General features: G+C 31.7%; 11 protein-coding genes. All 11 read right to left on the bottom strand.

What is annotated here, in order from left to right:
* Positions 1-364: IS200/IS605 family transposase (tnpA, locus tag BM383_RS14825; RefSeq protein WP_093025925.1), on the bottom strand; the 364-nt coding region annotated here is incomplete at its 3' end.
* Between the two features lie 143 nt (positions 365-507).
* Positions 508-999 carry a hypothetical protein gene (locus BM383_RS14820; RefSeq protein WP_093025924.1) on the bottom strand — a complete coding sequence of 164 codons (492 nt, stop codon included), beginning with the start codon at positions 997-999 and terminating at the stop codon, positions 508-510.
* Between the two features lie 158 nt (positions 1,000-1,157).
* The gene (locus BM383_RS14815; protein ID WP_093025923.1) at positions 1,158-2,126 is read right to left on the bottom strand and encodes a phosphotransferase; all 969 of its coding nucleotides are present in this window, start codon (positions 2,124-2,126) and stop codon (positions 1,158-1,160) included.
* Positions 2,123-2,575, bottom strand: a complete 453-nt coding sequence (locus BM383_RS14810) for a hypothetical protein (protein WP_093025922.1) — start codon at positions 2,573-2,575, stop codon at positions 2,123-2,125. The genes BM383_RS14815 and BM383_RS14810 overlap by 4 nt, the downstream gene beginning before the upstream one ends.
* 212 nt (positions 2,576-2,787) lie before the next feature.
* Positions 2,788-3,228, bottom strand: a complete 441-nt coding sequence (locus BM383_RS14805) for a hypothetical protein (protein ID WP_093025921.1) — start codon at positions 3,226-3,228, stop codon at positions 2,788-2,790.
* A 233-nt stretch (positions 3,229-3,461) separates the two neighbouring features.
* Positions 3,462-4,355: a hypothetical protein gene (locus BM383_RS14800; protein ID WP_093025920.1), complete on the bottom strand. Its 894-nt coding sequence runs from the start codon at positions 4,353-4,355 to the stop codon at positions 3,462-3,464.
* A gap of 240 nt (positions 4,356-4,595) precedes the next feature.
* On the bottom strand, positions 4,596-4,997 hold the full coding sequence (locus tag BM383_RS14795) for a GFA family protein (RefSeq protein WP_093025919.1): 402 nt from the start codon (positions 4,995-4,997) through the stop codon (positions 4,596-4,598).
* 247 nt (positions 4,998-5,244) lie between these two features.
* Entirely contained in the window at positions 5,245-6,219 is a 975-nt protein-coding gene (locus tag BM383_RS18880) for a DUF4240 domain-containing protein (protein WP_093025918.1), read from the bottom strand.
* A gap of 122 nt (positions 6,220-6,341) precedes the next feature.
* Positions 6,342-6,689, bottom strand: coding sequence for a hypothetical protein (locus BM383_RS14785; RefSeq protein ID WP_093025917.1), 348 nt, complete (start codon positions 6,687-6,689; stop codon positions 6,342-6,344).
* 534 nt (positions 6,690-7,223) lie between these two features.
* On the bottom strand, positions 7,224-9,863 hold the full coding sequence (locus tag BM383_RS14780) for a DEAD/DEAH box helicase (protein ID WP_093025916.1): 2,640 nt from the start codon (positions 9,861-9,863) through the stop codon (positions 7,224-7,226).
* A 3-nt stretch (positions 9,864-9,866) separates the two neighbouring features.
* Entirely contained in the window at positions 9,867-11,561 is a 1,695-nt protein-coding gene (locus BM383_RS14775; protein ID WP_093025915.1) for a site-specific DNA-methyltransferase, read from the bottom strand.

Genomic DNA, 11,561 nt, shown 5'->3' with positions numbered 1-11,561 from the left:
CGTCTGTTACATTTCCTGTACTCCACACTCCATAACCTACTGCCCAAAAATGTTTTCCCCAGTAAGTATGACCCAGTGAACTAAACTCTTGTTGAAGTTTCCTTGATGTTCTTCCCTTCATTTGTTTCACTATTGAGCTTATACTATATTTAGGAGCATATTCTATATGCATGTGCACATGGTCTTGACTTACAACTCCTTTTAAGATTTCAATCCCCTCTGCATCACATATTTGTATCAGTAGTTCGCGACATCGTGATTGAATATCTCCTTTTAAAACTTTATATCTATACTTGGTAGACCAAACTATGTGGCAACTAAGACGGCTGGTGGTATGTGAACCCTTTCGATTATAGCTTGTCATAAGCTAATCTACAAAATTTTATCGCACTACTAAAGTGCTGCAATAAAATTGCAGGGTTTTAATATCCCTGTTCTGAGACCAATAAAATGCTAACCATTACAATAGTAAATTATGCATAACTTTCTACTACTTGAAGTACTTTGTTACAACTCAATTTCTGCTAAAAATATAAACTCATCTGTTGCTGCATTTTCAGAAATTATATTTTGGTTGTTATAAGTTAGTTTCGTAGGTACAAAATAAGAAACTCCACAAGGAAGTTCCACAAACTTAGCTTCCACATTCAATACAATTGTTGTGGTACTGTTCAAATGAATGGTATATTCAAAATTTGATTCGTTGGGAATAGACAAACTTAGCGTATGATCATACTTTCGTATATCAGCATCTGGATTTGCAAATTCATTAGGCGGAATATACCAAAAGCCCGGTGACTCAAAATTACCTTCCACTGTAATATTTTCAGGATTTACCGTTCCGTTTTCAATTAGATTAGCACCCGTATCATCAACGAGTCTTATATACAATTCAGGGAATACCGGGTCAAAAAGTGAACAATCAACCTCATTGGCATCATCACTAGAACAGCTCGCAAACAAAATTCCTATCAGAACAAAAGCAAGTAATTTTTTCATAATTCAGTTTTTGTATAGATGCTTCGTTCCCCAAGGAGTTGCGTGCTAATATCCGCTAGTCATGAAACTTTTACCAAATAAACCTTTCAGAAGAGCAAGGCTTATTTCATTTTCAATTGATATACATCGCTTACTATTATTAGTCAATACATCACTATTTATTTCTCTTCGTAATACTGAAGCCAAGATTTTATTCTTCCAACAAACATTTTTAGATAATTTTCAGTCAGAAAAATATTTGACCAATCAAATCTCTGCGCTTGTATCCCAAGATAAAAAATAAAAACAGAAGCTCCTGCTTTTGGAATTAGATCGAGTTCCCTTTTTGATAAACTCCTATTTTTGCTATACCCACTTAGAAAACTCTCAACTTTTGACTCATACTTTTCTTTATCCAATTCTATGAAAAAAAGTTGTTTACAAAAATAAGCTACATCCAATATGAGCTTTCCATTTCCACAAAAGTCAAAGTCAAAAATCGTGATTTCTTTTTCATCGGCAATCGCCATATTATCATACCAAATATCCATATGTAAAATTCCGTTTTGAGCTTGGTCAAAATCTGAATCGCTAAAATCTTCACCAAATTTCTTAATGAATTCCATTTCTGGTAAATTATCAGAAAAAAATTGGCTCAAATATTCGTAGGGTTGTTCTACTAGAGATTTTTTATCATAGAAAATTCGGTTAATTATTTTATCTGAAGTTAGATTATGAATTTTAGCCATAAGTGAGCCAATTTCAAAACAGGTGTCTTGGTCCATAAACCTCATTTTTTCTCCTTTAGCAAAAGAGAATAAAACAACATAACGAAGCCCTTCAGGCGCATTTATCTCCTGAATTTGATTGTTTTCTTTGTCTGAAATTGGATATGAAACGGAAAGATTGTTTTTTCTGAGTAATTCAAGTAATACTAATTCTTCTTGAATTTCAGCTTTTGTTCTCCAATTATAACAGTAAACTCTAACAACAAATTTTCTTTCTGCATTTGAAATGAAATAGGTGTGATTCATGCCTGTTCTGAATAATTTACATTCAAAACTTCGGCTTAAATTGTATGTATCTTTAATAAATTCACCTAATTCTTTTTCTGATAAAGTTGAATTTGATACTGGAAAAGTTGTCATTCTATTATATATCTATGATTTGCTGTATTATATATTTGAACTTTATAATTTCTTTTATCAATTACTGTATCTTTTCGTTTTTTAAAATCAATATCAAAAATTCCATAGTCAGACTCAACAACTTTTAAAGAATAGCTTTCATATAGTTTAATTCCTAAATGCTCAATTCCGTAATTGGGAAGTTGTTTTATTTTATGAAATACAGAATCATTTTTTACAAAATAGAAGTAAACAACATCTTTTTGGGTTGTTGTACCTTTTCGAACATTGGGTCGCAACTTTTCAATAGTTCCATATGTTTTAAAAGAATTATTTTCCAATTTTTCAATTCGGTTTTTCCTATTAAAAAAAATTAGAATTGTCAAACCACATAAAAGTCCTCCAACAATCAGAACTGAATAGATTTTATCTTTTTTACTCCAATATTTTTTCTTTTTTCTTCTACCCAAAGTTTTTCTGAAATAATTTAAAACAGCTTCTCGCTACAATCGGTTACAGATTTAAAGATAGAAATTTTTTGTCACAGACATGAACATGTAATTCCTAAAACAAGCTTTTGCAATAGCAAAATCAGCAAAACCTTTTAATGAAATTTATAGCTCTAAATTATCCTAAAACAGACTTGTTTTTTTAACCTAGATCTTTGTTGTGTGTAGGTTTTTCAATTTATTTTTTCAATTTTCGGTTCAACAGTTGATACTACGTTCACAATGTGATTCAGCGATATAAATGCATAATGTTTAAATTCTCCTGGATAGTCCGCCGATGCAAAAGTGTCCGCTTTTACATAGTCCAAGAAATTCGATTTGTTATAAGTCCGAATTTTTTCTCCAACGTATTCAGTTCCTCCAAGACTTTCGTAACTTTCATTAATTACCGAGTAGGCAATATATCGGTCAAAAGTTATTTTGAATATTTCACTGTTTTCATTGTGATAAACTGGTCGAGAAGGTCCGATATCAACACCGAGAATTTTATGACTCTTTTCCAATTCGCCTACTATTCCCATTGTCAATTCAAATTCCAATGAGTTTTCTTCTGGCTCAAATATTTTGGTCAGAAATATATTCCTTTCGCTATTTATTCTATCGTAGTTACTCATTTTTTAAACTTACGCACAACTCATTTATATCATGAACAATATACAACTTTTTATACTCCTCTCGCCCAATTCATAAAAACAAAGAAGCTCAATAGCAACTCATAAAAACAAAACACCAACTTTTACCAAAGAGTTGTGTAACGGTTACTAGTGTTGGCAGTAGTTTTTTATTCCGTTTAGTATGGTTCAAATTTTTCTTTTTTTAGAAATCCATGATAATAAAGAACTTCTATTTATAAATTAAACTTTGTTTTAACGCGTTGCCACAATGAAACATAGCCAATGTCATTACTAGTATTTTTTCTTAAACTTTTTAGTGGAACATTCACGTCACACTCATTTTTTGCTAAGTCGGAGTAATAATTGTCTTGAAATAATTTCAGATTATCCCAATTCGAAAAACTTTGATAATGTCTAGAAGATGAATAGCTTTTGTCAACTTCTAATTGTCCAACTTTTTCAATTTCAATTTCTGCCTTTTTGTAGTGTTGAGCGTAGTACCAACTTATTTTTTCTTTTGGTTTAAACTCTTTATTTATTTGTTGCTGAAGTCCGAATAGAATTTTTGCGTTTTTAAAATCTTGTTCAGTTGGTTTATCAGATTTTTTTATGTTGGTCACAGCAACTAAATTAAGTCCAAATTCCGATTCTTTTTCTGATTCAAGAACGAATGCTCCACAGAAGTCTCCGTCACTTAATTTGAATATTAAACAATCTCCTTTTTGAAAAATCGCATCTCTTTTTTTCTTTACCTTTCTTTTTCGAGCAGTTTTCTTTTCAGTTGATATTTTTTCCAGAAAATTTTCTAATACTTTTCTCCGTTTTGTCAAATCCGATTTTGAAGCGTCAAGTTCTTTCCACAATTCAATGTCCTTTTCGGATTTCACAATATCTTCAATTTGGTTGTAGATTTTTGGATCAAGAGCTTTACATTCCCATTGAGACTTTGCTATAGTAATCCAAAAATTATTTTGGTCTTCGTGAGAATCAATTAATTCTTTATTTTCTTTGATTAACCTTTCGGTTATGGCAGAAACTTCCATTCCTTCATTATATAATTCAAAGAATTTATAGTTGATGTCTTCGTAAATGTCATTTGAAGAAATTCCTGTTCCCCAACTTCCCATAGGCGTTTTTCAATATTAGTTACAACGGTAAATTGTATGAGTAGTGGCAGATTGCGTGGCAGTTTCCTGTCAAACCGCTACGCAGTTTGAGCGGGTTACAAACCTTGATATTTAACACTTTACCTGCCATTACTTATACAAAATGTGTGTGCTTAGTTTTTTTTCTTTTATATTCATCACGGTCAAGTTTCTCGATGGTTATTTGCATCAAACAAAAGAGCAAATCTCTTTATCTATTTTTTATTCTGGTAAGCGTCCAAATTTATTTATTTCTTCCAACGAATCATCCCAACTTGCTTTGTTTGAAATAAAAATATGTGCATCAGGTCGTTTTTCTAAATTTGTATCTAAACATCCTGCTGGAACTACTAGAAGGTTACCATCCATTTGTAAATTGGGCAGAGCTGAACCACAATTTGTACAAAAAGCTTTCACATGATTACTCTTATGTGGTTGATATGTTTTAATTTCAGTTTCTGTTTTTATCCATTCTAGTTTAGCTGTTGTAGAAAATAAATTTGCAGCATGCGCAGACCCTGTATCTTTCCTACAATATCTGCAATGACATAAATAAAAACTCTCAAAGTCACCTAAAACTTTAAATTTAATTCCTTTGCATAAACAAGAACCCAAGTATTCCATTTGATAAGTCCCTTCTTAAAATTATGATTTTAGTGAAAACCATTTTTTGTTATTTTCAATTTTTTCTCACTTGCACTTTCCAATCTTTTCTTTAAGCAGTCCGCGTCTCTCTGTTAAAATTAAGCACAACTCATTTACATCATGAACAATATACAACTTTTATACTTCTATCGCCCAACTCATAAAAACCACCCACCCCACTTTTACCAAGGAGTTGTGCAACAGTTACCATCTTTGTTGGCAACCGTTATTTTTTCCAGCCTTTATAATTTGAAAAGGTCTCATAATCACAACCTGTTTCATATTCCAATTCCTTGTTCATCCGTTTTTCATAGGCTTCTTCTGCAATATATAGCAATGGCTCAAAGTCCTTATCCTTTGGCATATCCTTTGGATTTTTCAATACACTTTCAAAATATTCCTGACCATTTGCTATGACGCAACATCTAACATATAGAAAGTAGTCAACTGAAAAATTTGAACTTTCGTCTTTGAATGAATCTTCGCCAATATTTTGAGCGTGTTCTTTGGTGTCCAGCAAATACAACTTATAAGCCAAACTTTCTTGAAACTGTTTTATCTCGCTAACCTTTTTCTTCGCTAAAAAATCAATTGCAGGCTCCATTCTTTCTTGGTCGTCATCTTTCGTCCAGTCAATTTTTTCTATTACTTCCCAAAACATATTATCATCCAACATCTTTTTAGGCTTCATAGATTGCTTTCTATATTCTTCTCTTGCAATACGAGCTTTTTCATTTTCTACTTCAACTTCTTTTTTGAATTCTTCTTTTTCATTTTCCCAACGCCATTCAAAAAAAGCAGTTTTACCATAATCATTACCCATTAAGCCAACTAAAGGGAAGCCGCCTTTTAAGCCACTTCTTCCATCTCCCAATTTGAAGTCAATACTTGTTTCGAATTCTGTCATTGGCCTATTTCCCAAGTATTCAAACTTGCTTAAATCATTGTATTTTGGGTTATTGGTGTAAAAGTCAATTGCATATTGATTTGAGCATAAAAATCTATTGCAACAAAGAATTTGATTTAATCTTTCATCATTTAATTCTGGTTTTTTCTTGTCCACATAATTCAAAACACCAAGCATCATTAGATCTCCATCAATTTCTTCGAAGAATGACTTTCCAATTTTGATGACTTTGAACGCCCCAAAAAAGTCTCTTTCCAGTTTTGTTATGTATATGTCTCCTTCTTTTCCGTTCATTTTCAGCTTGTTGCTAACTCATTTACATCATGAACAATATACAACTTTTTATACTCCTCTCGCCCAACTCATAAAAACAAAATACCAACTTTTACCAAAGAGTTGTGTAATGGCTACCGCTGTTACCCAACGTTTTTTATTCCAATTTTGTTTTCAATCCAATCGTGAAAGTATATTAAAACTCCAATTATTAAATGAAAACAAATTAATATTTGTCCTAATAATGCTGACGAACCTTTAGAATACATTCCAAAAAGCCCAGATATTATGTGATAACCAGCTAATAAAAACAACCCAACATTAGATTTACTGCTTAAAATCCAAAAGATTAAAATAAGCTGAAATATCAGTCGCCCAATTTGAGATGGAAGTCTTTCAGTACCAACTTTGTTATAAACTAAAACCATTAAAATCAGTTCAACAATTAAAGTCAGAAATATTGCAGAAATCAAAACAGGTCTTTCCTTCATAGCTTTGCTCAATCAGAATAAGGTATTAATCCAAAAAAATGTAAACCTAAAAGTATTATCGATAAAACAACTCCACCAATACTACTAATAAAAATTGTTATTGATATTGAGTCCGGTGAATTTTTAAATTTAGCGTGACTTACTTTACTATCATAAATTGAATAGATAAAAAGTATAATGCAAAATATTATTAATAATGTTGAACTTTTCATTGTTTTCAAATGTTGGGTAATGATTGGTATAACCATAAGTTACCGGATTCAAAGATACCTATTTTCAATCAAGCACTGTTATAGCAAACAAACTCCTAAAACAAGCTTTTGCAATAGCTAAATCAGCAAGACCTTACAATGAAAATAATGTCTTCAAAGTATACTAAAACAGACCTATTTTTTAACTCAGATCTTTGTTGTATTTTCGTGCTTTATTTTCCGTTCTGTTTGTAGCGTTGGCAAAGACATACTCTTTTGCAATTTTTGGCTTGTGTATTGGCTTAAGTGAATTGCAAATGTGTATGGCTTTAGGCGTTGGCTATTACATTCCGCTTATCAATTCCTTTGCCTTGTCCAATGTAAACGCTCCATCAACTTCTTTTTTGTCAAAAATCATAAAGTAAGCGAAGTCATTACCAGCTTGTTTTTCCCATTCGTTTCCAAGTCTGCATTTTCCTTCACTGTCTGAACCATCCAAATGGTCTCCTTTGGTTTCAATCAAAATGGTTTTTCCTGATTTAGTTCTCAAAATAAAGTCAGGATAATGATTTGCCTTAAATCCGTTAATGTAAAATCCTTTTCCTCTTTCTAAATTTCTATGCCAAAACTCAATGTTTGAGGAAGTTCCAATTTCCATAATTACTTTTTCCTCAAAGTTGTTCATTGAGCCTTCTTTTTCGTACAAAGAATTTCCAATTGATGAACCAACATTCCCAGGAACAATTTCCTTTCCTAATTTCCAGTTTTGCTTTGTGATTATGCGTTTAGATTTTACTAAATCCATAAACCTTTTTTCTGCATAACTGTCCGCAAGTTGTCTGATTTTAGCTTTTATTTTGTCTGTATAACTCCATTTTCTAACTAAAATATCACGCATTTGTTCTGCGTTCATTCCTTTTAAAATTCTACCAACGTAGACTTTAATTTCTTGGTCTGGAATTGGATACATATTGCCAATAATCTGCATAATTTGGTGAGTAATATCACTTATTTGTGCATCTTTTGGTTTGGCTAAAATGTATTCTGCAATTGGGTCTTTTACTTGACTTTCTTCAATTTTTACCCAATCTGGTGTATAATTATCTTTTACAGTTTCGGTTAAATCTACTTTGTACAAAGCAGATGAAATTTTGTCAAAATCAATTTTTATATCTTCATCAGATAATTTAAAATCTTTCAATAACGATTCTCTGTTTAGCAGTTCTTCGTCTGTTCCAAAAATGTCACTTGCTACAACTTTTAAAAAGAATTGAGGAAAATTTATCTGTTCAATAAATTCTTTATTCGCTTCTTTAACTCGATAGCGTTTTACTTTATCTCCCATTTCTTGAAATATATTTTCGTCAACTGGTTGCTTTTCTTGTTCCTGTATTTGCTGTTCTAACTCTTTGTTTTGTTCTTCTGCCATTGATTCTATTTCTTCAATGACTGAAGTATTTTCAATTTCTTCTTCAGTTGCATTTGGGTTAAAAGAAATTCGTCCTTTGTCAATGGTTTCTTCTTTTTCCTCTGTTTGTTGCTCTGGAAATAAGAAAGACTCAACAGGATTTACAACTTCTGTTTGTTTCTCTTCTTCTGTCATTTTATCTGCAACTCTGTGTTCGTTGCCACTAAAACCTGATGCTTTTAAGCCTTCAACAATACTTTGTAAAGTTTCGTTGAATTTTGCAGAAGCTGTTAGAACATAAGAAAGGTTTAATTGAAACGCTTTGTGTTTCTGAACATACGGTTGACGTAAAACTCTACCCAAAATTTGCTCTACATCTACAGCACTTGATTTGTCAGCCAATGAAGCCAAAATGTATGCAAAAGGACAATCCCAACCTTCTTTTAAAGCGTTTATTGTAATGATATATCGAACTTCACAGTCTTTACTTTGTAAATCTGGAATGCTTTTAAGTTCGTCAATATTTGCTGTTTTAATTTTGATTTGATTTTCAGGAATACCTAAACTCAATAATTGTTCTTTTAATTTCTCAAAAGTTGTATTATCATTTTTAGTTTTTGGTTGTGCCTGAAACAATACAATGGGTCTAATGTATTTTCCGCCTTCTGCTTCTTGTTTTTTGGCTAAAATTTCCAATTTGCGTTGTAAGTGCAACGCATTGTTTATCACTTCTGTTTTATCGTGATTGTTGTAAACAATAACAGGAAGTTTAACCATATGTTCCTTTTTCAATTCTATTGCAGGAACCAAACTCACAATATTGCTATTGTCTTTTGGTGTTGCTGTTAAATCTAAAATAAAAGACGGATTTAAGTTTTTGAGCATATCAACACTCAAATCACTTTCTGCATTGTGACTTTCGTCAACCACCAAAACAGGATGTAAACTTCTAATCACATTTATTAAAGCTGTGTCGTCAACATCTGCTAATAAGTGTTTTCTATTTGCGTATTGTGGAACAAAAGAAGCCAATTCGCCATTTTCTTGATAGACTTTTCTATCTTCTTTTTTTCTTGCTCTTAAACTCGCAAAGCTCAAAACAAAAATGCTCAATTGTTCTTTTACAATGGTAGGATTGAAATTTGTACCTTGTAACAAATCTTCTTTTTGATAAATCTCAACTTTATGGTTAAAAAGAGCATTTAGTTTTTGACGATAAGGATGTTCTGGATTTGATAAAGCGTTTACGGTTTGTTGTAATAAGTTACTCCAAGGTACTAACCAAATAACTGCTTTTGTTTTGCTTGTATCGTAAGCTGAAAAAATAGAGTGCAAAGCATTTACAGCAATAAATGTTTTACCACCAGCAGTTGGTACTTTTACGCAAACGTGAGCAGAATTTGGAACGTTATTTTTATATGGTTGCATTCCTGTATTGTCAATAGGATTGTAAGGTCCAATTTTATCTTCCCAATATTGGTTGAATGCAGTTGCTACGTTTTTATGTTCTTGAACATATTCTAGATACTCTTCAAGATTTTCTATTACTTTTTGTTGATAGCCTTTTAATTCCATAATCTAAAATCTTGTAATGTCTCTTGGTATTTTTTTGAAAATGATATTGTTTTTTGCCATAAATTCTTTTGGTAACAAACAATTATCTGCATAAATAACATATTGTTCTCCTTTGGTTTTTATGAGTTGTAAAGCATCAAAATCTAACGTGGTTAATTGGTCTTTTTCGTAAATAAAGTAGTAAACTGAATCTTCTTTTTTACCTAAAAAGTAATCTGAATCTTTTGGTTCTATAAATGGTGTTCTAGTTTCTGAAAACCAAATGTATTCTCGTATTTTATTTATGCCAACTTGCTCGTTTAAGTTTTGGTTGTTATCAAAAAGTGGTAAGCCTAATTCGTAAAAATCAAAATCGCCACCAGTTCCATCAATTTTTTTGTCGCCTTTACCATAACCTTTTGAAGCTCTTTTTACTCTCTCTGCTGTTATTGTGTTTGCATATTCCTCCATTTCAATTAAAATGAATTTTCTATTGCCTTTATCTTTTTGATTTAAATTTAAAACTGCGTTTCCAGTAGTTCCTGAACCAGCAAATGAATCAAGTATTATAGCCTCTTTATCTTTTATAGCTATATTTATTAGATATTCAACAAGTTTAGATGGTTTTGCAAAATCGAACTTAATCCCAAGCTTTAATAATTCTTTAGAGCCGTGTCTGTTCTCATATTCTGAAATCAAATTTGTTGGTGTTTGACCTTCTTCTTGTCTTTTTTTAAGCCATATTTTAGTATAAATATTCCACTTTGCGGGCTTACCATTTGAGTCAACTAAAACTTCGTTTTTTGTTTTTTTGAAAACAATATTTCCTTCTTCTTTCTCCTTTAGATATCTTTCAGCAGTCCATCTCCAAACTTTGTCATTTTTAGTTTCTGGCGGAATTGATGCTCCATCTGCAATTTCTTTTGGAAAAATATTACCACTTGGTATTACAAATGAGCCATCTGGACATTCTATGTAATACCTCTGATTGACACAGCCTCTCAATGGGTCAAGTGTTGATTGATAAAGGCCAAAAGCTCGATAATTTTCTCCTTTTCGTTCTCCTTCTGTTTCTACCTGATTATATAATTTTTTCACCAGCTTTTCATCCAGTTCAGCTTTAAAGTCAGAAATCATATTTTTATTTCTTGCATAGGCTAAAACGTAATCTATATTGGGTGAAAAATAGTTTCCTTTATTTCCACCAGATTTCATTACTCTCGAAACAATTCCACACTTATTTAGACCACCAAATATTTCATCACATAATGTTTTCAGATTACTTATCTCATCTTCTCCTATGCTGATAAATATGACTCCATCATTTGATAATAACTTTTGAAGTAATTTTAAACGCGGATACATCATACACAACCATTTGTCGTGTCGTGTTAAATCATCTCCATCTTTTCCAACAACTTCTCCTAACCATTTTTTTATTTTTGGGTGGTTTACATTGTCGTTATAAACCCAACTTTCATTTCCTGTGTTATATGGTGGGTCAATATAGATGCACTTTACCTTTCCTTCGTATTCTGGTAGTAGGCTTTTTAATGCTTCTAAATTGTCTCCGTGAATTATTTTGTTTCCGCTTTCAGTTGGTTGATTCTGTTCTCCATTTTCAGCAGTAAAACCGTATTTGTGTTCCAAAACTCTGTAAGGTACATCTTGGTGGTGGCTTATAACTTTATCTTTTCCTATCCAATTGAGTGTTGGCAT

The organism is Pustulibacterium marinum (assembly GCF_900116665.1).
In the GTDB taxonomy this organism is placed as follows: domain Bacteria; phylum Bacteroidota; class Bacteroidia; order Flavobacteriales; family Flavobacteriaceae; genus Pustulibacterium; species Pustulibacterium marinum.
The sequence above is the reverse complement of the archived record's forward strand: the minus strand, read 5'-3'. Positions and strand labels throughout refer to the sequence as shown.

Bases quoted from the DNA above. Each gene is read 5' to 3' on its own strand.
- BM383_RS18880 (WP_093025918.1), bottom strand. From the start codon at position 6,219: ATGAACGGAAAAGAAGGAGACATATACATAACAAAACTGGAAAGAGAC.
- BM383_RS14785 (WP_093025917.1), bottom strand. From the start codon at position 6,689: ATGAAGGAAAGACCTGTTTTGATTTCTGCAATATTTCTGACTTTAATT.
- BM383_RS14815 (WP_093025923.1), bottom strand. From the start codon at position 2,126: ATGACAACTTTTCCAGTATCAAATTCAACTTTATCAGAAAAAGAATTA.
- BM383_RS14820 (WP_093025924.1), bottom strand. From the start codon at position 999: ATGAAAAAATTACTTGCTTTTGTTCTGATAGGAATTTTGTTTGCGAGC.
- BM383_RS14805 (WP_093025921.1), bottom strand. From the start codon at position 3,228: ATGAGTAACTACGATAGAATAAATAGCGAAAGGAATATATTTCTGACC.
- BM383_RS14780 (WP_093025916.1), bottom strand. From the start codon at position 9,863: ATGGAATTAAAAGGCTATCAACAAAAAGTAATAGAAAATCTTGAAGAG.
- BM383_RS14775 (WP_093025915.1), bottom strand. From the start codon at position 11,561: ATGCCAACACTCAATTGGATAGGAAAAGATAAAGTTATAAGCCACCAC.
- BM383_RS14800 (WP_093025920.1), bottom strand. From the start codon at position 4,355: ATGGGAAGTTGGGGAACAGGAATTTCTTCAAATGACATTTACGAAGAC.
- BM383_RS14795 (WP_093025919.1), bottom strand. From the start codon at position 4,997: ATGGAATACTTGGGTTCTTGTTTATGCAAAGGAATTAAATTTAAAGTT.